19 protein-coding genes and 1 tRNA gene are annotated in these 24981 nt (G+C 35.9%); 6 read left to right on the forward strand and 14 right to left on the reverse strand.

Annotated features, from left to right (window positions below):
- Positions 1–46: 46 nt before the first annotated feature.
- From P164_RS10835 to P164_RS10850, 4 genes are all read left to right on the forward strand, one after another.
- The gene (locus P164_RS10835; RefSeq protein WP_028376407.1) at positions 47–2467 is read left to right on the forward strand and encodes a TonB-dependent receptor domain-containing protein; all 2421 of its coding nucleotides are present in this window, start codon (positions 47–49) and stop codon (positions 2465–2467) included.
- Between the two features lie 89 nt (positions 2468–2556).
- Positions 2557–3300, forward strand: a complete 744-nt coding sequence (locus tag P164_RS10840) for a membrane protein (RefSeq protein ID WP_028376408.1) — start codon at positions 2557–2559, stop codon at positions 3298–3300.
- A gap of 32 nt (positions 3301–3332) precedes the next feature.
- Complete coding sequence (locus tag P164_RS10845) at positions 3333–3911, forward strand: phosphatase PAP2 family protein (protein WP_028376409.1); 579 nt, start codon at positions 3333–3335, stop codon at positions 3909–3911.
- Positions 3912–3915: 4 nt separating this feature from the next.
- Entirely contained in the window at positions 3916–4515 is a 600-nt protein-coding gene (locus tag P164_RS10850) for an HD domain-containing protein (protein WP_028376410.1), read from the forward strand.
- Between the two features lie 135 nt (positions 4516–4650).
- Here P164_RS10850 and P164_RS10855 read toward each other — a convergent pair.
- A tRNA-Met gene (locus P164_RS10855) sits at positions 4651–4723 on the reverse strand.
- A 128-nt stretch (positions 4724–4851) separates the two neighbouring features.
- Here P164_RS10855 and P164_RS10860 point away from each other — a divergent pair.
- Positions 4852–6414, forward strand: a complete 1563-nt coding sequence (locus P164_RS10860; protein WP_028376411.1) for a hypothetical protein — start codon at positions 4852–4854, stop codon at positions 6412–6414.
- Here P164_RS10860 and P164_RS10865 read toward each other — a convergent pair.
- From P164_RS10865 to P164_RS10890, 6 genes are all read right to left on the reverse strand, one after another.
- Positions 6411–6767 carry an STAS/SEC14 domain-containing protein gene (locus tag P164_RS10865; RefSeq protein ID WP_028376412.1) on the reverse strand — a complete coding sequence of 119 codons (357 nt, stop codon included), beginning with the start codon at positions 6765–6767 and terminating at the stop codon, positions 6411–6413. The genes P164_RS10860 and P164_RS10865 overlap by 4 nt on opposite strands.
- A 202-nt stretch (positions 6768–6969) precedes the next feature.
- Positions 6970–7152: a CPXCG motif-containing cysteine-rich protein gene (locus P164_RS10870; protein ID WP_028376413.1), complete on the reverse strand. Its 183-nt coding sequence runs from the start codon at positions 7150–7152 to the stop codon at positions 6970–6972.
- Entirely contained in the window at positions 7152–8489 is a 1338-nt protein-coding gene (locus tag P164_RS10875) for a TolC family protein (RefSeq protein ID WP_028376414.1), read from the reverse strand. The genes P164_RS10870 and P164_RS10875 overlap by 1 nt, the downstream gene beginning before the upstream one ends.
- Positions 8476–11673 carry an efflux RND transporter permease subunit gene (locus P164_RS10880; RefSeq protein WP_028376415.1) on the reverse strand — a complete coding sequence of 1066 codons (3198 nt, stop codon included), beginning with the start codon at positions 11671–11673 and terminating at the stop codon, positions 8476–8478. Before P164_RS10880 ends, P164_RS10875 begins: the two co-directional genes overlap by 14 nt.
- A 5-nt stretch (positions 11674–11678) precedes the next feature.
- Positions 11679–12815 carry an efflux RND transporter periplasmic adaptor subunit gene (locus P164_RS10885; RefSeq protein WP_035899770.1) on the reverse strand — a complete coding sequence of 379 codons (1137 nt, stop codon included), beginning with the start codon at positions 12813–12815 and terminating at the stop codon, positions 11679–11681.
- Between the two features lie 85 nt (positions 12816–12900).
- Positions 12901–14808, reverse strand: coding sequence for an ABC-F family ATP-binding cassette domain-containing protein (locus tag P164_RS10890; RefSeq protein WP_028376417.1), 1908 nt, complete (start codon positions 14806–14808; stop codon positions 12901–12903).
- A gap of 118 nt (positions 14809–14926) precedes the next feature.
- Between P164_RS10890 and P164_RS10895 the strand changes: the two genes are divergently transcribed.
- Positions 14927–15331, forward strand: coding sequence for a DUF983 domain-containing protein (locus P164_RS10895; RefSeq protein ID WP_028376418.1), 405 nt, complete (start codon positions 14927–14929; stop codon positions 15329–15331).
- On the opposite strand, the gene P164_RS10900 is transcribed toward P164_RS10895, so the two are convergent.
- The 7 genes from P164_RS10900 to topA all read right to left on the reverse strand — a co-directional run bounded on the left by P164_RS10900 (position 15318) and on the right by topA (position 24810).
- Positions 15318–16373 carry an NAD(P)/FAD-dependent oxidoreductase gene (locus P164_RS10900; protein ID WP_035900075.1) on the reverse strand — a complete coding sequence of 352 codons (1056 nt, stop codon included), beginning with the start codon at positions 16371–16373 and terminating at the stop codon, positions 15318–15320. The two genes, P164_RS10895 and P164_RS10900, sit on opposite strands and share 14 nt — an antisense overlap.
- A 71-nt stretch (positions 16374–16444) precedes the next feature.
- Positions 16445–17332, reverse strand: coding sequence for a gliding motility protein GldN (gldN, locus tag P164_RS10905; RefSeq protein ID WP_028376420.1), 888 nt, complete (start codon positions 17330–17332; stop codon positions 16445–16447).
- A gap of 13 nt (positions 17333–17345) precedes the next feature.
- Positions 17346–18878: a gliding motility protein GldM gene (gene gldM / locus P164_RS10910; RefSeq protein WP_028376421.1), complete on the reverse strand. Its 1533-nt coding sequence runs from the start codon at positions 18876–18878 to the stop codon at positions 17346–17348.
- A gap of 46 nt (positions 18879–18924) precedes the next feature.
- Complete coding sequence (gldL, locus tag P164_RS10915) at positions 18925–19560, reverse strand: gliding motility protein GldL (RefSeq protein WP_028376422.1); 636 nt, start codon at positions 19558–19560, stop codon at positions 18925–18927.
- A 67-nt stretch (positions 19561–19627) separates the two neighbouring features.
- Positions 19628–21001 carry a gliding motility lipoprotein GldK gene (gldK, locus tag P164_RS10920; protein ID WP_028376423.1) on the reverse strand — a complete coding sequence of 458 codons (1374 nt, stop codon included), beginning with the start codon at positions 20999–21001 and terminating at the stop codon, positions 19628–19630.
- A gap of 107 nt (positions 21002–21108) precedes the next feature.
- Positions 21109–22275 carry a formimidoylglutamase gene (locus tag P164_RS10925; protein ID WP_028376424.1) on the reverse strand — a complete coding sequence of 389 codons (1167 nt, stop codon included), beginning with the start codon at positions 22273–22275 and terminating at the stop codon, positions 21109–21111.
- The gene (gene topA, locus P164_RS10930) at positions 22276–24810 is read right to left on the reverse strand and encodes a type I DNA topoisomerase (protein ID WP_028376425.1); all 2535 of its coding nucleotides are present in this window, start codon (positions 24808–24810) and stop codon (positions 22276–22278) included.
- Positions 24811–24981 lie beyond the last annotated feature (171 nt).

Here is a 24981-nt window from a genome sequence, read left to right on the forward strand (position 1 = left end):
AAAATTTCTTTAGAAAGCAATTTTAGTTTTGTTACAAACTAAAATTATGATACGCTTTAAAAATCTGGCTTTACTCTTACTTCTACTTTTATCTTTTTCTGCGCTTGCTCAGAAATCAATTGTTATTGAAGGTGTGGTTACCGAAGAACATTTGCAACCCTTACCATTTGTAAATATAACTTTAAAGCAAACTACTTCTAAAGAGGTACTCACAGGAACAATCTCAGACGATGCAGGTTCATTTTTATTTACAAATGTTCCTTTAGGGAACTACATAGTAGAAATCTCTTATATAGGTTTTAAAACCATTCAGAGAAAAATAAGTGCAGGTGGCTTAAATCCTGTTTTTAATTTGGGTAAAATACAAATGGTCCCATCTGCAGAAAATCTAAGCGAAGTTCAAGTTTTAGCAAAACGAACAGCCGTAAGTTCTGATCTGGGTAAAAAATCATTTAGCCTTGATGATAATGTTGCACAATCTGGCGGATCTGTATTAGATGCTATGAAAACGATGCCGGGAGTAGCTTTTGACCAGGAAGGAAAAGTTGTACTTAGAGGTAGTGACAAGGTGGTGGTTCTTATAGATGGAAAGCAATCTAGCCTCACTGGTTTTGGCAATCAAAAAGGGCTATCAAATATACCTGCTGCAAATATTGAACGTATTGAGATCATTAATAATCCTTCTGCTAAATATGATGCTAATGGATTTGCCGGTATTGTAAATATCATTTATAAAAAGGAAAAGCAAAATGGTTTTAATGGAGATGCAGGCTTGTCTTTTGGATTAGGGGCATTAGGCAAACGCAGAACAGATACTCCTACAGACTTTGGCAGTTATTCAGTTAACCCAAAATTAATACCCAGTTTAAACCTCAACTACAGAACTGGGAAACTCAATTATTTTCTACAAACCGAATTTATCATTCAGCAGGCATTACCAAATAACGAATTCACAACACGTAACTACGACGATGGCAGGGACATCATCTCACAGGTCCCCGAAAACAGAAAACAATTTAGATCTATTGTAACCGGTGGAGTAGATTGGGAGTTAGGAGAACACGATCAAATCACCTTCTCAGGAATGTTTGATAGAGAAAAACATATTGACACTTCGCAAGTTGCTTTTATTAATCTCAATCAAAACCTGCGTAACAGACTTTATACCTGGAAAGAAGAAGAAGTTACGAGTTTTATTAATGCAGCTATTAATTACAAACATAGTTTTGATCAAGCTGGTCATTCACTTTCTGCAAATGCTCAATATACACGCGGATTAGAAGATGAAAGCTATTTTTTAAACGATAGCTCTTCAGTGCGCACCGGTCGTGATATGACAAACATTAGAGCTATAGAATATACGACGAGTGTATCTATAGATTATACCAAAGCTTTAAGTAGCGGAAAAATTGAGATAGGTGCAAAAGGCAGATTTAGAAGATTGCCTGTAGATTATGCGATTATGCGCGGCAATCAATCTATCATTTATCCAAATTTGGGAGATTTTTCAAAATGGACAGAAAACCTCTATGCTGCCTATGCAAATTACCTATTAGAGAAAGAAAATTTTGACGTTGAGGCCGGTATTCGCGCAGAGCAAACTGAAGTATCCTACGCGCTAGACCCTAAGAATACGTATTACAATACAAACGATAACTACGATTATTTTGAGTTATTTCCCAGTGTACGATTTACTTATAAGTTAAATTCAGAAAATAAAATTTCACTTTTCTATAACCGCAGAGTAGATCGCCCCGGAGAACCCGAACTTCGTATTTTTCCTAAATATGACGACCCCGAACTTCTCAAGGTAGGTAACCCTTATTTAAGACCACAGTTTACAAACTCTGTAGAGTTAGCACATAGATATTCGTGGGGTTCAGGATCTCTATTCTCTGCAATCTATCACAGAACTATTGATGGGGCTTACCAACGAATTTTTAGTATAGACAATAGCAATCCGCAATATGATATTGTAAACCGAATTTATCAAAATACCGGGCATAGTACTAACACCGGTATTGAGGTATTATTCAGCCAGGATGTGCTACAAAACTGGAAAATCACTTCTAGTTTTAATATCTATCAAAATGCTATTGATGCCTTTCAGGGAACTTTATTGTTTCCGTACGAGCGGCCTTTTTTCATAGAAAAATCAAGTGACATAGCCGGTGATTTTAAAATTACAAATACCGTTCAACTTCCCTGGAAACTAGAAACTCAACTTACAGGATTGTATTATTCTAAAAAGAATATTCCGCAAGGAGAACAGCTCGCCAGATATTCGGTTGATTTTGGCTTGAAGAAATCAATTTGGGAAAAACGTGGTGAAATGACGTTATCTGCTACAGATTTATTCAATCGCTTCGGGCTTAGACAACGTCTAACAGGGGAAGGATTCGCCGCAACTTACGATAACTTTTATGAGACTCAAATCATAAGACTGGGCTTCAACTATAAATTCTAATTGAAAACGTTTAACGCACGCTTGAAGCAATTCTCTTTAAACTCTCTTTAGAATTGAGCTTTAATTTTAAAGCTTAAAATCTTTAATTAATGGAAAAACCAGATTTAAATAAGGTCGCTCAGATAACCCTTGCCTTTTGGATTATGAAGATTATTGCAACGACACTCGGGGAAACTCTGGGTGATTATATTTCACAGACCTTAGGTTTAGGATATACGGTAGGAATAATAATCACGCTGCTGTTTTTCGGTATTGTACTCAGTATTCAATTGTATTCAAAAAAGTATACTCCATTTTATTTCTGGCTAGTTATCATCGCGACCACCACGTTAGGTACTGAGATTTCAGACTTTATAGATCGTAGTTTAGGTCTGGGATATACACAGGGAAGCTTTATCCTATTTACGTTACTCGTCATTACGCTTGGACTCTGGTACTCAAAATTTAAAAATCTAAAAGTTTATCCCATTTTTAATAGGAATAAAGAGCTTTATTTCTGGTCCGCAGTTTTACTGTCAAACAGTCTGGGCACTGCATTTGGCGATTATTTAAGTGATGCGATAGGTCTCAGTTATCTAACCGGCGCTTTAGTAACCGCAGGTATGATTGCTCTGGTAATGTTACTTCACTATCTCACTAAAGCCAATCAAATACTCTTATTCTGGATAGCTTTTGTCTTTACCAGACCCTTTGGCGCAACCTTTGGAGATTTTCTTACAAAACCCGTTAACAAAGGCGGTTTAGATCTGGGAACATTACAAGCTTCAATCGTATCAACAATACTTATAAGTCTGCTGATTTTCATTTCGCATAAGCGAAATAAAAAAAGCTAATTCTATATACAATTCTATAATACACATTCTTAATGCTTCAACATCTCAAAGTCAATTTTACGGCTGTTTTAATTCTATCCTTATATTTTACATCTAATTATACCCAAGCTCAGGACACTAGTGAGACAAAACCAAAAATAGGAACAACTCAAACGATAGGCGATGTGATACTCGTTACGCTACCTATAGCTACTTTTGGGGCAACACTTATAAAAGGAGACACAAAAGGTGCCTGGCAGTTCACTAAAAGCTTTATCTTAACAGAAGCTGTGACTTATGGTTTAAAAACGAGTATTAATAAGCCAAGACCAGATTTGAGTAATGATAACTCTTTTCCATCTGGTCATACCTCAACAGCCTTTCATAGTGCAGGTTTTATACATTTGCGCTACGGTTTTAAATACAGTATCCCCGCATATGCTCTGGCAGGATTTACAGCAGCCAGCAGAATAGATTCAAAAAAACACGATATTCTTGATGTTGTTGCTGGTGCAGCAATTGGTTTAGGAAGTAATTTATTATTCACTACAGAATATCAACAACAACATATGAAACTCTCCTATTCTAATTTTGAAGGAAATCACCAGGTAGGATTCACTTATAAATTTTAGCTTGATGATTTCTAAAAATTTAATTGAAGAAACACATAGCTACTGCAAATCACTCATAAAAAATAGCATTTGCAGTACCTACCCTTTTCATAACTGGAAACATACTAAAGAAGTTGTCACAAACTCAAAACGCATAGCCGAAGGTGAAAACTTGAGTAATGATGAAAAAACTACCCTAATAATTGCATCTTACTTTCATGATACAGGTCATATTTTCGGAACTTTCCATCACGAAAAAAAGAGCGCAACTTTAGCTGAAGAATTTCTAAAACAGTATACCGTAACAGAAAAATTTATTGATGAGGTTACTGAAACTATATACGCTACAGCCTTAAATACAATACCGCTTAACAAACTTCAAATGGTAATACGCGATGCCGATCTCGCGCATCTAGGCCAGAAATGTTTTGATAAGAAAAATAGAAACTTAAGAAAAGAATGGGCCGTAAATGAGGGCATTAACTATTCTGAAAAAGAGTGGCTAGAAGCAAATATCGTTTTTCTACAGAGCCATAGGTTCTTCACAAATTCTGCAAATCTGCAATTTAATTATCAAAAACAGCTCAATATAAAAAGCCTTGAAAATAAATTAAAAGACATTTAACCCTGTTGCTTATCAACTAACAGATTGATTTATAGTTAAATTATTTAAAATGAGTACTAAGGATAACTTAAGTATGTTGAAGATATGCGAAATAAAAAAAGGCTTCACATTTCTGTGAAGCCTTGTCTTTGCTAGTAGCGGGAACTGGACTCGAACCAGTGACCTTCGGGTTATGAGCCCGACGAGCTACCTACTGCTCTATCCCGCGATATTGGACGGCAAATATAGAACACTTCTTTGGTTCTCACAAGGGCTTTTTGAAAATATTTTCATTCCGCATTAAAATTATAATTTCACTAACATTAATAGCCTGAAATATAGATACCTTTAATCTTCATGAAAAAACTACTAATTTCTCTTTTCGTCTTTTTTAGCCTTCTAGGCGTGGCCGCAATTTTTCTCAATAGCTATCTAAAGAACCAACTTCAGCAGATTATAAAAAATGATTTGCCCTCCTCAATAAATCTTACCTACGAAGATTTAAATATTGACAGTTGGGGTGGCAATGCCAGTATGAAAAACGCTACTGTAAGTATAATTGCTAATGATTCTATGCCTCGTAGTGAAGTAAACAATGCTACCGTAATGTTAAAAGGATTAGATCACTGGGATTATTTTAGAAACAAGAATATTCATTTTAAAAAAATTACGATTCTTGCAGATAGCCTTTCTCATTATAAGCAGGTAAAAAAAGAAACAAAGAAGTCATCTAAAGACAGTGCAAGCACAAATCCTATTAAGGCTGAAAACATAAATGGTACCTTTCATATTGAGGAGTTTGAGTTGGTGACTAATTATATCCAGATTTTAAAACCAGAAACAGAAGACATACTACTTAAAACGGCCCACTTTAATCTAAACCTACAAAACATTACCCCTACTATTACAGAAACCATTACAAGACCTTTTAATTACGAGCGCATTAGCCTTAGTTACGACTCGCTATATTACCAAATAAATGATTTTGATGAGCTTACTGTTCAAAATGTGCTCTGGGATGGCTCCTCATTACAAATGACCAATACACAGCTTAAAACAGCAGTTTCGCGCAAGCAATTAAGCAATAGTATTAGTCAAGAACGAGATCACGTAAATCTGTTAATAAAAAAAATTAGCATTGATTCTCTACGATACGGAGAACGCTCTGGCAGGTTCTATATAAACACGCCATTAATCTTGCTTGAGGAGCCTGCGCTCAACCTTTACAGAGATAAACTTCTTGCAGATGATTTTAGCACAAAACCTTTGTACTCAAAAATGTTACGTGATCTAAAGTTTGATCTAATGGTAGATTCTTTAAAAATTAAAAATGGCTCTATAATCTATACTGAAAAAGTAAATCAAGGTTCAGAGTCAGGATCTATAAATTTTAAAAACCTGCAAGCTAACCTTACTAACATTGGTAACACCTACAAAGAACACGAGAAAAAAACTAAAATAGCTATAAAAGCTATCTTTATGAAACAAAGCCCTATGACTCTCGACTGGGAATTTGATGTACAAAACAAGCAAGATAAATTTTATCTGGTGGGTAGTTTAAGTAAGCTTCCCGTAAAAAATCTAGATGGCTTTACCTCACCTAACCTTGGCGTTGAGATGCAAGGTAATATTGCGCACACGTATTTTACAATTACCGGTAATGACTATAGTTCTCATATAGATATGCAAATGACATATGACGATTTTAAAGTAAATATTCTAAATCAAGAAAAGAAAAAGAAAAAATGGTTAGCATCAACTATCGCTAATATTTTTATTTCTAACACAAGTAAGCGGGAAGATAAAGGCTTTAAGGAAGGCTCAGGTGACGTTACCCGAAATCAAAACAAATCTTTTTTTAATTACCTCTGGATTAATTTAAAAGATGGAATGCTAAAAACAGTTACTGTATTAGATTAATTTGAAGCAATCCATTCTATAGCTTCTAAACGACGATCTATAGTAAAATTTTTGAAATCTTTGCCCAGTATAGACTTATTGACATTAGTTATTGCATGTATCCACTTACGGTTTGTTACCATTGCAACTTTATTTAACCTATGACTATGCTGCATTGGGAAGATACTTGCAATAAAAACCGCATCAAGTGTAAAACGATTAATATTATTGTCTTCTAAGTAGAGATTAATAGTTTCGTGCTCTTCAAACATTTTTAGAATTGCCTGCTTCAATTCACTAATCGCATCGTAATTCATGGTACCTTCTACAATGTAACCAATTGCATTATCAGAAAAACTAAAATTTAAAAGCACTGAGGGGGAATTTTATGCAAATATAATAATAAAGATATAGTAATGTGTACCTAATTTTCCGGTTAGAAAGAACTTAGAGAATAGCTCATTTTAAAACAATAAGCTTAACTTTCCTCCAAATAAAGGCAATATTCTTAAATTTTGGGATTGAATTGTATAAAAAATACAATACCCCAACCGCTACAAATTTTTATAATTACTGCTACTGCTCTATACTTTGCGCAGAAAATGTAACAAGTTCACCATCTTCATAACCTACCGTTAGCTCTATAGGGTTGCAACATACTTCACAATCTTCAACATAAACCTGATGCCGCACTGAAACGTCTAATAACATCGAAATTTCTTCCCAGCAGTACGGACATTGAAAAAAATGCTCTTCCATTAAAATTCAATATTTAAAAGCTGACCTACCTGTTGCAGCAACTGAAGCTCAGCAAGCTTAGCTTCATACTTTGCCAGATTTTTATTAGTCTCAGCATTTATTAGATTTATTTGTGCCTGTCTAAATTCTATTGAAGTGATTTGCCCCAAATTAAAACGTTCTCGAGAACGTTCAAAATTATTTTTATTGGTTATCACATTCTGCTCTTGAATTTCGTAAACAGCTACTAGGTTTTCATAATTACCTAATGCATTAGCTACATCACGCTGCACTTCTAGCTCTACTTGTTTTTTAAAAAGTAATTGATTGTCTTTAACAATTTTAGCGTTACGTACCTGAGTTAATGTAGAACCACCATCAAAAAGATTCCATCTTAAATTTAGACCCCCTTGAAAACCTGTATTTTGGCGCGTGCTACCCGTAAAGAAAGCAGATGCCGGACTTATAGACTCATTCCACCCATAAGAACCGGTAAGACCTACAGTAGGTAAAAATCGAGCCTTAGAAACATTAATATCATACTGGCTTATGGCTATATTAGATTGACTCTGCAATATGCGCACATTGTTTTCTTTAGCCATTTCTAAAAATGAATCGAGCTCCATCTTAGGTATAAAAGAAACTAACGTATCTACATTAAAACTAGCTTTTAAATCACGTGCCAGTACTACATTGAGATCGCGTTTTGTATTTAATAATTGCTGTCTGGTGTTCATTAAATTAATGCTGTCATTGGTAACATCAACTTCAGCATTTAAAACCTCAAGCTTGGTATTTTGTCCATAATCAAATTGATAACCCGCACGTTTGACCCGATTTCTGGAAATCTCAAGGGTTTGCTCTAAAATCTCTACATTTTCTGTAAGTCGGGCAACTTCAAAATATACCGAAAACAACTGAAGCATCGTATTCTCTATAGTTTCTCGTGCTTCTAGTTTAGAAAGATTGTAACTCTCTTTTAAACGCTTAAAATTATACAGCCTGCCTAAACCGTCAAACAAGGTATACTCCAAATTTACCGAGGCATTATAGTTTTCAGACTTTGCACCTTCTAAAACAAAAGACTGACCATCATCTCTATCTGTGCGTTGATCTTCTACTGTGTAGTTTAAACCTGCACTTCCAAAAACAGTAGGCAAATAGCCCGAATTGAGAATATCTGCGTTATTTTCAGAAATAAGAATGTTGTTATCTGCAACTGCAATACCATAGTTATTTTCTAGAGTCAATGCGATTGCCTCAGCTCTGGAGAGAAAAGACTCCTGCCCATAACTCACGAAGCCAGAAGCAAAAATCAAGCAACTTACTATAACTACTTTTAGATTAATGCTCTTCATCTTCCTCTTTTAATTCTTTAATTGCACGTTCAACATCTTCTCTACTGGGCTCCTCTCCTGTTTTTACCCAAACTGATTTCGTTTTAATCCAGTTTGAAATAGACAATAATAACGGAAGCATTAATAAGGTTAGTAAAGTTGCGATGGCGATACCATAAGAAATAGAGATCGCCATAGGCTTTAAAAATTGTGCCTGGCGGCTCTTCTCAAGAAGTAAAGGAGCAAGACCTGCAATAGTTGTTATACTGGTTAAAAAAATCGCTCTAAATCGTGAACGACCAGCTTCAAAAATTGCATCTTCAAATTTCATCCCTTCTTTTAAGAATCCATTGAGTTTACCTATGAGAACCAAACCATCGTTTACCATAATACCTATTAAAGCAATAATACCCAAGGCAGAAAGTACATTTATAGGAAAACCGTGAATGTAGTGACCCCAGGCAACACCTATCACACTAAAAGGAATCATAAACAACAGTAAAAACGGCTGACTGTAACTGCGGAAGGTAAATGCGATAGTTGCATAAATAAGGAATAAAATAACCCAAATTACCTCGTTTGCAGAATTGCTTAGCTTTTCTGCCTCTCTATTTTGACCCTCGTAAGAAACTGATAAGGTTGGATATTTTGATAAAATATCGGGTATTACCGTTGCCTTAATTTCAGCAAGTATATCTGTAGTGCTTCCGTTAGGGTCTGCCATATCTGCATTAACCTGTATTTCACGTTGTCCTTCTAAATGACTAATAGATTCATCACCTCTAGAAATAGTATAAGTCGCTATCTCACTCAGCGGAATACGCTCTCCGGTAGGAGTAACAATACGCATATCATCAAGATCATTTAGACTGCTACGATCACTGCGATCATAACGCACCCAAACGCGTATCTCATCTTGCCCGCGTTGAAAACGTTGCGCCTGCGTTCCAAAAAAACCACTACGCACCTGCGTCATCACACTGCTTAAATTAAGCCCTAAAGAATAAGCTGTTTCCTTTAGTACAATTTGTATTTCTTTAATCCCCTCAGGATCTGTATCAACCACATCGCGCAGCAATGCATTATTCTCGAGACTAGCTCGCAACTCGTCTTTAGCTGCTTCTAATTCTTCAGTATTATTACCTAATAGAGAAATAGATATAGGGCTTCCGCCAAAATTACCTCCAGAACCAAAAGTTAAACGCTCTACGCCAAACACTTCTCCTACTTCATCCCGAATGGAGTTTGTTATATCTGGAGAAGAAAAGTCTCTAAACTCCCCGGGCAATAAGTTAATGCGTAAAGAAGCCTTATTGTTTCCGGGCCCCACACGCTTAATGATATTTTCTACAACCTGTAAATTATCGGTTTGCTTGCTTGTATAGTCTTCATTTACACGCCAGGCAGCTTTCTCTACCATTGTGATAATACTATCTGTACGCTGTGGGTTTGTACCTTCAGGCATTAACAATTCTATAGAAACTGTATCACTCGCAATACTTGGAAAAATAGTCACACCTATCACACTTCCCATAATTGAACCCACAGTGACAATAAGTAAAGCGGCAATTATACAAAACGAAATAAGCTGGTTTGTAAGTGTAAACCGAAGTGCAGGCGTGTAAATTTTGTCCCGCATATAACTCATAAACTGATCGCCTTTCTTATTGAAATAACGCAGTTTGTACATAAACTTTTGAATTCCCGTTTTCTTAGCAATATCTAATTCAGACTCACGTACTAAAGCTTTACTGTGTGCAATATGCGCCGGTAAAATAATTAAAGCTTCCACCAGAGATACTACAAGTGTAAGAATCACGACCGTAGAAACTTCTCCAAAAAACTCTCCTATCCTACTATCAAGAAATAAGAAGGTTGAGAATGCTAAAACCGTGGTTATAATTGCTGAAATAATAGGCGGAATAACCTCTACAGTACCATCAATTGCGGCTCTAATGGGTGTTTTACCCATCTCATAATGCTGATAGATATTTTCTGAAATTACAATACCGTCATCAACCAGAATACCTATAACGATAATCATCCCAAAAAGAGACAATACATTAATTGTTACACCAAAGCTTCCGGCAAATATAAACATCCCTAAAAATGCTACGGGAATCCCTGCTGCTACCCAGAATGCAAGACGCGTATTTAAGAAAAAAGACAAAAATAAGATTACCAGAAGAATACCTTCTGCGCCATTTACTACCAATAAATTTGTACGCTGCTCCAGACGTATTGAAGAATCTGAGGTAATATCTATATGTACTGCATCGTATTTTGCATTAAAATCTTCAATATAAACTTTAACCTGTTCTGCAGTTGTAAGCAGGTCTTCATTGTTAGTATTACTTATCTCAACATTAACCGCAAGATTCCCGTTAAAATAAGATGCATTAGGCGTCTCTGAGAAACGATCTCTAATTACTGCTACATCGTTAAGTCTTATGAGCGATCCGTCATTATTTGCACGTACAATGAGATTATTAAGATCATCACCGTAATACGATCTGTTGTTTGCCCGTATAAGATAATCTTCCTTTTCTGTTTTAATGTTTCCTCCTGTGGTAAGAATATTTGCTCTGGAAACTGCTTGCGCAACTTCAGTAAAGGTGAGCCCATAAGCGAGTAAATCATTTTCGCGTACAGCGATTTCAATTTCTTCATCAGGATAACCGCTTATTTCTATCTGCGATATTCCATCCATCGCCCGTAAATCATATTCAATAGTTCGGGCAATTTGCTTTAAGGTAGCAAGATCTATAGTTTCTCCGCTCACCGCAAAACCTATAGTCTGTCGTATTGCTTCCTGCTTAGCGACAACCAGAGGCTCCATCCCCGTAGGAAAACTGGGCACGCGATCAACGGCATTTTTTACTTCAGCAAGAATGACATTTATATCTTCATCCTGATCAATCTCTATCGTAACGTTACCACCGTTTTCTCTAGATGTAGATGTCACACGATCTATGCCTACAAGACCTTTAAGATTATCCTCAATTTTAAGAATAATACCTTCTTCTATTTCTTGCGGAGAAGCACCAGGATAGGTAACGTTAATCGTGATTATTTGTGAATCTATTAAAGGGAAAAATGAAGATTTCATCCTCAAAACTCCGATGATTCCAAAAATCACAAAAGCCATGATAACCACATTAACGGCTACACTGTATTTTATGAAATAACTAATTAAATTTTTCATAAAACCTATTCCGTATTTCCTGTAGTTTGATTTTCCTCATAAATCTTCACGCGCATTCCGGCATAAGCACCGGGTACACTTTTAGACAGATATTGAGTCCCATCTGGCACTCCTTTAATGATAACTTCTTTATCTGAAAAATAGACGGGATTTACATCTATTAGATCAAGTAGTCCATCACGTATGACATAAATCTGTGAGTTATCTACTAATAACTGACGCGGAATACTTATTGCATCTGGCTCATCTTTGGCTTCTAAATTTGCCTGAAGAAACATACCTTCTTTTAAAGAATCTGCCCCGGCAATCTCAATAAAGACCTTTATCGTTTGCGTGGTTTGATCAACTCTACCATTTACACGTACTACTTTACCGGTGTATTCTTTAGTCCCGTCAACTGTTGTTAAAGCAACTTTCTCACCTATCGTTAAAAGATCGCTAAACTTTTTGCCTATCGCTACTTCAAGTTCGTAAACTGAAGTATCTATAAATTCACCCAGTTTTTGACCAGGACGTACCAGCGTACCTTTATTTACCGGCGCCTCTGTTAAAATTCCTGAGAATGGGGCAGTAATGCGGTATTTACCTAGCCGCTGCTCCAGGTTTTTTACGTTGTAGTATGAAGAGTAAAGACCTCTACCTGTAATAAAGTAGCGTTCTTTTTGAGAATCTGTTTCGGGTAATTGTGGCGTTGATTTATTGATGTCAAAACCATTAAGATAGGTTTGCCATTTCTGAAAAATCTCCGGATAATCTAATCGTAAATCTGGCATTATTGAAGTTACCAGATTGTACAATTCGCTCTTGGCAGCTTGTACCGAAGCATAGTATTCTGAAGAATCAAGATTTAAAAGGGTCTCACCTCTAGTATACGACTGGCCCACTTTAAAATCGTGAGCGCTTGATCTAAAAATCCCCTGAACTTCTGCATAAAGCTCCAGTCGGTTTTTTGCAACTAAATTTCCATTAGCCGGTATAACTATAGGAACGGTATCATTTTTAACTTCTTCAACAAAAACCGTTTTAACAACTTTGTCAACTTTAACAGGAATATCTTTATCCCGGTTAGCAATTGAATACCCAATCGCAATTGCGACACCAAGTATTACTAAACCTATAATCAGACGTACAGCTTTAAGCATTAAGTATTTTTTAAGAAACAACCATAAGCTGCAAAAATACCTGTACTTAGTCTTCTAGTTTGTTAAATTTAATATAAATAAAGTGCTAATTATAAAGCTCTAGTTCTTCGGTCACTTCACCCCATTTTGAAGTAAGCTCTTCAATCTTTTTCTTCTTAGCCTCGTATCTTTTAAAAAAGTCTGGCTTAGAACTGGTTTTAGCATAGTCTGCAGCAAGCTCCTGATCCATTATTTTAATTTCACGCTCCAGCTTATTCACTTCAGACTCAATATTACTAAGTTGGTTGTTAAGTGACTTTACTTTTTTTTGATCTTTATATTCTACCTTAGGAGCTGCTTCTTTTACTTTAACCTTAGGATCTTTTTTCTCTAAATCTCTTAAGTTTTCTACTGCGCGTTTCTCTAAGTAATAATCAATATCTCCTAAATATTCTTTTATCTTATGATCTTTAAATTCATAAACCGTAGAAGTTAGACCTTGTAAGAAGTCTCTATCGTGAGAAACTAATAATAATGTTCCTTGAAAGCTTTTAAGAGCTTCTTTTAAAACGTTTTTAGATTTTATATCCAGGTGGTTTGTAGGCTCATCCATCACCAAAACATTAAAGGGCTGTAACATTAATTTAGCAAGTGCTAAACGGTTACGCTCTCCTCCAGAAAGTACACGTACATATTTTTCTGCCTCCTCGCCTCTAAAGAGGAATGAACCCAGAATATCACGTACTTTACTTCTGTTTTTCTCATTTGCAGCATCAATCATCGTGTCGAGTACGGTTTTGCTTCCGTCAAGGTGATCTGCCTGGTTTTGCGCAAAATATCCTATTTGCACATTATGCCCCAGTTTTAATCTTCCTTCATATTTGATCTCATCAACAATTATTTTTGCAAGAGTTGATTTTCCCTGACCGTTTTGACCTACAAATGCCGTTTTACTGTCGCGCTCTATTAAAAGATCTATCCCTTGTAAAACATGCTTATCACCATAACTTTTCTTAATCCCCTCCGCTTCTACAACCACCTTACCCGGCACTACAGACACAGGAAAATTAAGGGTCATCACACTGTTATCATCTTCATCAACCTCAATAACATCCATACGGTTAAGCTTTTTAACTAAAGACTGTGCCATAGTTGCCTTAGAAGCTTTTGCCTTAAATTTAGATATTAGCTTTTCTGTATGTTCTATTTCCTTCTGTTGATTTTTCTGCGCAGCCATTTGTTGTTCGCGCATTTCCTGACGTAAAACTAGATATTGCGAATAGGGTTTAGGGTAATCGTATATTTTACCCAGCGAAATCTCTATCGTACGATTTGTTACATTATCTAAAAACATTTTATCGTGAGATACGATTACAACAGCCCCCTGGTAGTTGCGTAGAAAACTTTCAAGCCAAATAATAGATTCAATATCCAAGTGGTTTGTAGGCTCATCAAGTAATAAAACATCATTATTTTGAAGTAATAATTTAGCCAGCTCAATTCGCATACGCCACCCTCCAGAAAATGTATCTGTAATTTTATTAAAATCTTCTCTACTAAAACCCAGCCCCATTAAGATACGCTCTGTCTCTCCCTGATAGCTATATCCACCGTGAATTTCATATTGATGTTGAACTTCATTAAGTTCAACCATTAAGTCGTGATAATAATTACTTTCGTAATCTGTACGCTCTGCTAATTCAATATTTATCTCTTCAAGACGCGCCTCTAGCTTTTTAATAAGTTCAAAAGCTTCATAAGATTCTTCAAGAACGGTACGTCCCTCTACAAAATCTATATCCTGTTTTAAGAAACCTATCTGAATGTCTTTATCTGTAGCGATCTGGCCGGTGTCGTATTCTTGCTCACGTGAAATTATGCGTAGCATTGTAGATTTACCGGCTCCATTTTTACCCACTAATCCTACCCGATCTCCTTCACCCAGTCTAAACGTAACTTCCTCAAATAGATATTCTCCCTGAAACGAAACAGAGAGGTTGTGAATATTTAACATGCTCTAAATTTTAAGGCGCAAAGTTATTATTAAATGCCGGATTTTCGGCATTTAAAGATTATCGATTTTTGTAACTTTAGATACCTTTAATTATCTGGGAAACCAGTAAAATTACACTATGAAAAAACTTCTCCAGGGAAACCCGTTATATAGCATACTTACTGGCACTTGCCCGGTTTGTCAGCAAAAAAGTATGTATGAGAATCCAAATCCTTATATACTTACAGACACGCTCAAAATGCACGAACGTTGTTTGCATTGCAACACCAAATTTAAAATAGAACCTTCATTTTTCTACGGGGCTATGTATGTAAGTTATGGTGTAGGTATAGCGTTTGCTGTAGCAGCATTTGTAATTACTCACTTTTTTGTAGGTGCAGGTCTGGTAGCAGGTTTTATTTCTATCATTATAACTCTTCTTGTATTTGCGCCTATAATTATGCGTTTGAGTCGGAATATCTGGATTAATTTTTTCTTTAATTATGATGAAGAAAAAGCTAAAGGTACCACTAAAACTTCTTAGGGAATCTAGAAATCGAGATCTCCTCATCAAGGGGAATACCTAGTTCGAGATGCTCAAATAACACTTTAGCGAGGTAGGGTGACATCATCGTACCCCGAGTTCCTAAACCATTTAACAGAACCAATTGTTTATAATTAGGGTGAACACCTATTAGTGGTCTTCTGTCTCCCGTTGTGGGTCGTATTCCTGCTTGTTGCGCTTCAAGCGTATATTCACATGTAATCACTTTATTTAATTTCTGCAATAGCTCTTCTAAAGCTTCAGTAGTAGGGACTGAATCTTTATCTTTCCAGTTAAATGTAGCCCCTACTTTATACAAATCATCTCCTAACGGAATAATAAAAAATGAGGCTTTAAGGGCTTTTGAAAGTCGTAAATCAGGAGCTTTAATGATTAGGTACTCCCCTTTATTGCCTACCAAAGGTAATTTGTTAAAAAATGGATTTTGTTTAATACCATAGCCTTCGGCGAAAACTACTCGTCTAGCCTTGATATCTCTATAGCAAATTGAATCATCACTTTTTAAAACAAGTTCGTCGTAATTAAATTGATCAAAACTCAAAGAATCACTACTCATAAGCGAATGTGCATATGCATCTAATAGGGCAGGAATATCTATACGTGAGGTTTCTTTTACTTCTCCCAACTGTAATGGAGCTTCAATAAAAAGGGAGTTATTTTTAACCAATGATGCATTTAAAAAACGATTTAAAACAGGCTTATCTGTAGCTTCAAACCAATTATTTTGATCTTCAATTGAGGAGAATATTTTTAAAACAGGCAATTCCTTCATAAACGGAAATCCAAACTTCTCATTGAGACGCGTAAAATAGGCTTTCGCAAGGTCAAATTGCTCTTCCCCTTTATAAGGCATAGTATATCGCTTCAAAGTAACCGGATTAATAAGGCCGGCTGCAACTCTACTGGCCGCGCTATCTTTAGTATCTATTACAAAAAATGACTTGTTATGCTGCTCTAATTGATCGCAAAATGCCATCCCGGCAAGACCAAAACCCACAATAAGATAATCTACGTACTTCATAGTGTAAAAATAAGTCATAAAAAAACGCCTTTAAAAAAGGCGTTTTATAAATTTTAGTTGAGAAACATTTACTAGTAGTTCCACATATCACTTTCAAAATTACGTATTTGTTCTTTAATACGTTGAGATTCTAAAAGTTGCATCATTGCATTATCTGCTATATACTCTTTAACTTCACGATCACCCTGTATGTTATCTACCTGATAAATAACGCCATTAAATCGTCTAGAATTTAACAAGTGATCAAATGACAATGGTTGTGCAGAATTTTGAGGATTAAATACTTTAGCCTCGTGTAGAATTTCACGAGCTGTAGGATACCATACCCAAAATAAAGGAACCATAATAGGATCTTCATCATCAATGAAGTTAACATCTGGAGCTACCGGTGCAATACCTATTAAACGGTATTTTAACTCTCCCTGGCGCTTATCAAAATACCAATATCCACGTATCCAATATTGCTCAATATCTGCAGAACTAATATCACGTCTGTCTATATATTGTTCGTCTACTTCGTAACCCGCATTTATCTGCTCAATACCTAAATCTGTAGTATCTACTCGAGACATTGCAGCAGCAATATCTTTTAATTCTATCTTTTGATTAAAATAAGAATCTGCATAAATATCTAAATTACCCGCCTTAATATTCTTAACCAGAACATCGTAAAGCGACCTTCTATCTGAACCTATATTGTTTGTATCAACAGGATAATATAACGGAAAGTTTATACGCTCATCAAGATCTACGATCTCCCAGGTATTCTTACCCCAAAGCACATCTCTGCTATCTACATAACCGTATGGCAAAGGCTTATCATTATCTAACTGAATCTGCCCTTCCGTTTTTTCAAACATCTGAGCAGGCATTTTTGCGTTCAAAATATTAGTTTGCGCAAAAGAAGCAAAACCAATCATCAAACAAAAAACACTAAAAGCTTGCTTTTGGGTGATCATAATTTTTTAATTTTTAATTTGTAAGTTCAATTAGAACCGGTGCAACTTTCTTAAGTCTATAACTACTGTTACCAGAAATTTGAGCGGTAATATCAAATATTTGCACTGTAGATCCTCGCTGAGCTCTTCTCAAAACGTCTATTGCTCTTGAATCTAATCTACTACCATTTACCTGAACTGTAGGTTGACCTGGTACATTAAATTTAAAACCGGTAACACTCAAGTTTAAATCAAAGTCAAAATCCATAAGCTTAGCACCAACAGTTGATATCTCTAACGCATTACGTTGCATTTTTAGTATCCCATCTTCACCACGCAAAGTACCGGTAGGACTTGGAATATCTTTAATACGGAATTTTTTAGAGTCACTTACTTTAGAACCATCTGCCATAGTTCCAGAAACATTTATAGTCACTTCGTTTCCACTACCCGGATTCATAATATAATTACTTCCAGATTGTTTTGACAAACCAGGAGCACTCGCATTTACACTATTATCTGGTACACCAGCAAAACTAATAGTCATTGGGTTTGCAACCCCACGATAAACAACATTCATTTTATCTGCCGAAATAGTAGCTGAGTTAGGCCTGTTAATTACTGCATATTCACTATTAATAGGAATTGACTTTGGCTCACCGTCTTCTGTGTAAACTAATTCTCCTGTAATTTTTCGGGTTCCTACACTTCCTGCAGGAAAATCTAAAACTACCTGTCCCGACTGTAAGTTTTTAACTTCAGAACCATTGATGATTACCTTGTCAAAATTTAGTGAATTGTCAAAACGACCTAAAACTACTTTTCCTTTAAAGCTTTCTCCAGAGAAGAATGCAGTTTTTTCTGCAATAACGATTGCCTCATAATTACTTAAAGAAACATCTTTACTTAACTGTCCCTGTAGTAAAGAAGAGTACACTTCTGACTCAGCAGCGCGAATATCATTTTGCATTTGCGTAAAACGCGTAATCGAAGCCGCTAATGGATAGCCTTCAAAGTTATATTTTAACCAGGCAATCTCTTTACCGTCTTTGTTAGTTTGTGGCTCAACTGCAAAAGTATTTTGTACGATTTTGTTAACGTCTGAAAATTCATCACCTAGTACAGTTGCCATTTGGCTTTTATAATTTTCAATTTTAGCCAAAAACGCATCACCTTCCTTAGTATATCTATCTCCTGTAAACCAACGTTCGTCAAGAACTGCTGTTTTATCAAGATTGGCATAACTACTAGTGTCTATACCATCTGTAAGCGTATCTTTTATACTTGCTAAGTAAGCGTAGAATTCATCAGAAATCTTCTTAACATCTCGGGCTTTACCTAACAAAGGCTGATATTTTGCCGGCTGTTCTGCTGCCTTCGCTTCAAGACCCGCCATAGCTAATTGATTATCTTCAGCTAATCTAGAATTTGAATTCGTAAATTTTACGTCAAATATTTTAAACGCATTTAAAATCTCTTTATCTACATTCATTGCAATCATCGCAATAAATACCAGATACATCAGATTTATCATTTTTTGTCTTGGGGACTGTGTTCCTCCTGCCATAATGGTATGTTTTCTACTGAATTAATAGTTTTTATTAGTAATTCAGTTATCTCTTATTCATAGCAGAAAGCATTCCGCCATAAACACCATTAAGTGAAGAAAGGTTAGTCGCAAGACTCTCCATTTGCTCTTTTAATTTACCTGCATTATTTGCAACTTCATTATTAATTTCTGCCTGACGGCCAGCTGTCTCAACCTGAACTTTGTACAAACTGTTTAAAGATTCCATTTGCGCAGCAGCAAGAGCCATTTCCTGACTGTATTTTTTTGTAGAATTCATTGCTTCTGCCGTTGGCGCCATACCTTTAGCTGCACCTTCAAAGCTGCGGATGCTTGTACTTAGACTATTCATTAATTCAGAATCAATACGAGCATCTTTAAGCATCGCATCAAGTTTTTGAGAAAGTAAACCTTTCTCTTCAACAACTTCTACAGTTTTCTTAGGGCGCGCCGCAGGTGTATCTCCTGCTAATTCCGGGTAAACTAAAGACCAGTCCAAATCCTGAGTAGGTCTCTCAAATGCTGAATAACCAAATACTAAAGCTTCTACCACCATCCCCAGTGTTAGAATTTCTGAACCATATGGCCAGTGCTGAATTTTAAACAAAGCTCCTACAATAACTATAGCAGCTCCCAAACCATAAATCATGTTTGTAACGGAAAGACTTCCTTTTTTTGCCATCTTTTTCTGAGATTTAAATTTTTAATTAGGTTAAAGTGTATTCGGGGGAAAATTAATCTTAATAATATTAGCGTCTTGAAGGCCCTTTTCTCATATTAACATCTTGATCTACACCAAGATAGTCCTGCACCGTTCTAAAACCAATGTAACTACGTGCAGAATCAGCATACTCATAATCACGAGTACTCACTTGAATGATGTATGCTACATCTTTCCAAGAGCCACCTCTTACAACTTTGCGTTGGTTTTTTGAGTCGCTAACATTAGGGTTCATTGTAGAAATATACTCATAGGCATTAGGATCATAAGAAGATCCTACCCATTCAGAAACATTACCTGCCATATTATAAAGATCGTAGTCATTAGGCTCATAGGAGTCTGCCTCAACTGTATATAAAGCCTGATCTGCAGCATAATCTCCTCTTAATGGCTTAAAGTTAGCCATAAAACAACCTCTGTCATTTTTGGTATAGGGACCACCCCATGGATAAGTAGCACTTTCTAGACCACCACGGGCAGCATATTCCCATTCTGCCTCACTTGGCAAACGAAATCTATTAACTAACTCCTGACCTCTCTGTTTCTTATATGAGTTTTTATTATCTGTACGCCATTGACAAAAGGCTTTTGCTTGCTGCCAGCTAACTCCTACAACTGGGTAATCATCATATGCGCTATGCCAGAAATAATCATTATGCATAGGTTCATTATACGAATAAGCAAAATCCTTAATCCAAACTGTAGTATCAGGATAAATCTTAGTTTCTTCAGTTCTGATGAAATCTTTACGCTTACCATCTTTTTGGCGTGCGGCAGCTTCCATATCAAGATATCTATATTTGTAAACAAGTTTATTTACATCTATTGTACGTTGACCATTGTAAGATTCTTCTAAAGGAATATACATTGTATCCATTACCTCAACATAATACTCGTCAGGATAATCCATAGGATCTGTAATTAACTCTATATCCCAATTAAGTTTACGATCACTATAATCATCACTTAAGCTGTAATAATTATCATACATATACTGCTCATAGGGAGTCATATCATCTGGATCATAATCAACAAATGCAAACTCTCCTATACCATCGTTACCAGGCGTTTCTCCCAGATCATCTGCTAAAATAGCTAAACGTGCGCGTGTAACTGAGTCGCGTACCCATTTAACAAATTGACGGTATTCTGTATTGGTAATTTCAGTTTCATCCATATAAAATGAACGAACTGTTACGGTTTTAGTAGGAGCATTTTTAATGGCAGCGATATCATCATCACTTTTACCCATAATAAAAGCACCACCAGAGACTAAAGTCATCCCGTATGGCTTTTCGGGGTTCCACTTTTTCCCTTTGACTCCCACAAGTTCACCACGATCGTTACGACCACAACTAACTAATAAGCTTACAATCGCAATAAATGCAATAAACTTCTTCATAGGTAAATTAGGTTAAATCTAGATTTGAGACGGTAAACCTATCTATAAAATTGCTAAAAAACAATTTTTTGATAAAAATTACATTCAAAACTAAAAAGTTTTGTTAATTAAATTTCATTCTTACGCTTTGCTTTATACCAGCGTTCCGGTATTTCCTGGTTACAGGCATTTATATAATCGTCTTCAGTGCAAGGTAATAACGTGTTCCTTTTTAATTTATTATTAACGCCTTTCATAAATGGAATTTCTATCCACCAGCGTTCAGAGACGGTACTTTTATAGAAGCTAAGCAACTCATCATCAACAGGAACACTATAGTGTAAGAAATTTGTCTCCCTGTCTTGTAATCGTTCATTTACTCTAAAATTTACTCCTTCGATAAAATACCAAAGTAATTGAGCTATAAGTGCCGCACCTGTTTCATTATTTCTCTGCAAATTATATTCAAATACACCAAAAACACTTACGCGATCACTAATTCCTGCATACCTTGCAATTGCGCATATTTCTCTTCCATTAAAACCATTAACGTTATGAGGATGCATATAACCTAAAACTTCAGATTGAATAGAAGACAAATCTAAACTAACAATGTCTGCATCACGCATTACTGGCTCTACAGCGCTTAAATCTGAAGTTAAATTTCCTAGTCTAAAAGAATCAAAATATAACTTTTCCATCAGGTCAATTTCTTCCTGAGAGTTGTAATAGGTTTGATACCCTATATTTGAATAATTGAATAAATTATAAGGTTGATCTACAATAATTCTACCTACATATGATTTATTTGTAATTGGCAAACTACTGTTTCCTAAATCAAAATGCCCATCTACATTTACTAAATTAACCATTTGATCCAGCCCGTCAAATGCTCTGTATAGTGCATACGTAAGATCTTGACTACCGCCAAGAACTAATGGTATTATATTATTTTTTACAAGTTGAGTTATTATTTCCTTTAAAGCATAAAAAGTATCTGAAGCGCTATCTCCCGGTTCTAAATCACCCAGATCCCCTATTTTAGTATACCAGTTACCCGGAAACAGCGCATATAAAGCTTTACGAATGGCCGTAAAATCTAAACTCGAATCTATATAATCTACTGCTCCTCTACTCTCCCGAACACCAATTATTGCAATGTTTAAATTTTGCATTTCTGGTAAACCACCCTGTCGCGAGTGCACTTTAATTACGGAAGCTAAACTCTGTTCATTGAGTAAATCTGCGTGTGCAATTATCGCGTCTGAAACTGGGGACAAATTTTCAAAAGCCATTTATTTTTTCTTTTTTGCTGGTGCTTTCTTAGCTGTACTTTTCTTAGCTGCTGTTTTTTTAGCTGCCGGTTTTTTAGCGGCTTTTTTCTTAGGCCCCTGCTTCTCTAAAATTGCTTTTACCTCTTCTAAAGTTAAGGCCGCAGCATCTACTGTTTTAGGTAGTTCTATTTTAACTTTACCTTTTATAATATTAGACCTTCCCCATCTTGCCTTTTCTACACGTATTCCCTCTTCCTTAAAATCGTGTAAGACCTTATCTTTCTCTTTTTGCTTTTTATCTTCAATTAACTCAACGATATCTTTATCTGTTAAGTTATCAAAATCGTACTTTTTATTAACATTAATAAATATGCTATTCCACTTTAAGTAAGGCCCAAAACGACCCACACCTTTCTGAACAGGCTTATCTTCATACGTGTAAATAGGCGCATCTGCCTTTTGTTTTTCTTTAATATACTTAACTGCTTCATCATACTCAACTTCTAAAGGATCTATACCTTTAGGAAGTGAAACAAAAGCTTTTCCGAATTTAACGTAAGGTCCAAAACGACCATTATTAACCTCTACCGGCTCTCCTTCAAACTCCCCTAATTCACGAGGAAGTTTAAAAAGATCCATTGCCTCTTCAAAGGTTATGCTTTCTAATTGCTGATCTGGTAAGAGACCCGCAAACAGTGGTTTTTCTTCATCTTCAACAGAGCCTATTTGAACCATTGCTCCATATTTACCAAGACGTACGCTTACCGGTTTGCCAGACTTTGGATCTTTACCCAAGACACGCTCGCCTACCTCGCGATCTGCATTTTCTGCAACGTGTTTAACCTGAGGATGAAAGTCTTTATAAAAATCTTTCATCATTTTTGTCCACTCTTCGTTGCCTTCGGCAATCTCATCAAAATCCTGCTCAACTTTTGCTGTAAAATTGTAATCAAGAATATTTTCAAAATGCATTACAAGGAAGTCGTTTACTACCATTCCCACATCTGTAGGAACTAATTTTCCTTTATCTGAGCCTACCTTTTCAGACAACTTAGTAGCTTTAACAGCTCCTTTCTTTAGTGTGATTAAATCGTACTCACGCTCTACCCCTTCAACATTACCTTTCTCAATATATTTTCTATTTTGAATGGTCGTAATTGTAGGTGCATAAGTTGACGGTCTTCCTATACCTAATTCTTCTAACTTCTTTACTAATGACGCTTCAGTGTAACGATATGGAGCTCTGGTAAAACGCTCGGTAGCAGTGATCCAATGATTATCAAGCACTTCTCCTTCTTTTAATGGAGGTAGAATTCCGTTTTCTTCCTGGTCTTCATCATCTGTCCCTTCCAGATATACTTTTAAAAAACCATCAAATTTGATAACTTCTCCGTTTGCTGTGAAATTTGAAGGATGGTTTGAAGATGCAATTTGCACATTTGTACGTTCTAGCTTAGCTTCACTCATTTGTGAGGCAATTGCTCGTTTCCAGATAAGCTCGTATAATCGCGCCTGATCTCTTTCTATATTAACGGAGTGCTTACTAAAATCTGTAGGTCTAATTGCTTCGTGAGCTTCTTGAGCTCCTTTACTTTTTCCTTTATAATTGCGCTCTTTATGGTATTTAGTACCATATGCAGAGTTAATTTCGTTTCCTGCAGCCTCTTTTGCATCTTGAGAAAGATTTACACTATCTGTTCTCATATAAGTAATAAGACCCGCCTCATAAAGACGTTGCGCCATATTCATCGTTTTACTTACCGAAAAATACAACTTACGCGCTGCCTCCTGCTGTAATGTAGAAGTAGTAAACGGTGGTGCCGGAGATTTACTAGCCGGTTTAGTTGTTAATGCATCTACTTTAAATGTAGCATTAGCATTTGCTTTTAGAAATTCTTCAGCTTCCTTTTTTGTATCTAAATTTTTAGGAAGTTTCGCTTTTAAAGTACGACCGTCTGCATTAGCAAATTCAGCATCAACTCTAAAATAATCTTCAGTATTAAAAGCCTGAATTTCGCGTTCACGCTCTACAATAAGTCTTACTGATACAGATTGTACACGACCTGCAGATAAACCTCCTTTTACTTTTCGCCATAAAACCGGTGATATCTCATAACCTACCAGACGATCAAGTACACGTCTTGCTTGTTGTGCATTTACCAGATTATAGTCAATATCACGTGGATTGTCTATCGCTTTAAGAATAGCTTTTTTAGTAATTTCAGAAAAAACAATTCGTTTTGTCTTTGCTTTATCAAGATTTAATTCTTCTGCAAGATGCCAGGCTATAGCTTCCCCCTCCCGATCCTCATCACTCGCTAGCCAAACCATTTCTGCTTTATCAGCTAAGTCTCGTAGTTTTTTAACAACCGCTTTCTTATCTTTATTTACTGTATATTTTGGCGTAAAATCACCCTCAACATCTACTCCGAGTTCCTTTGTTGGCAGATCTGCAATATGACCAAAACTACTTTCTACTTTATAATCTGAACCCAGAAATTTCTCAATAGTTTTAGCCTTTGCAGGTGACTCAACAATTACAAGATTTTTTGCCATAACGCTTTTTTCAAAATTTGTCAATCAAAATAAAACTAAAAGGAGCTTAATTTAATTTTGATTTTAGAATCGCAAAAGTAGTAGAAAATTTATTATTGAGACCAGAAACCTCATTTAGACCCTAAATAGCTTTTAGCTTGTAGTATTTAATTCGCTTAAATATATAACCTA

It is taken from the genome of Leeuwenhoekiella sp. MAR_2009_132 (genome assembly GCF_000687915.1).
Lineage (GTDB): Bacteria > Bacteroidota > Bacteroidia > Flavobacteriales > Flavobacteriaceae > Leeuwenhoekiella.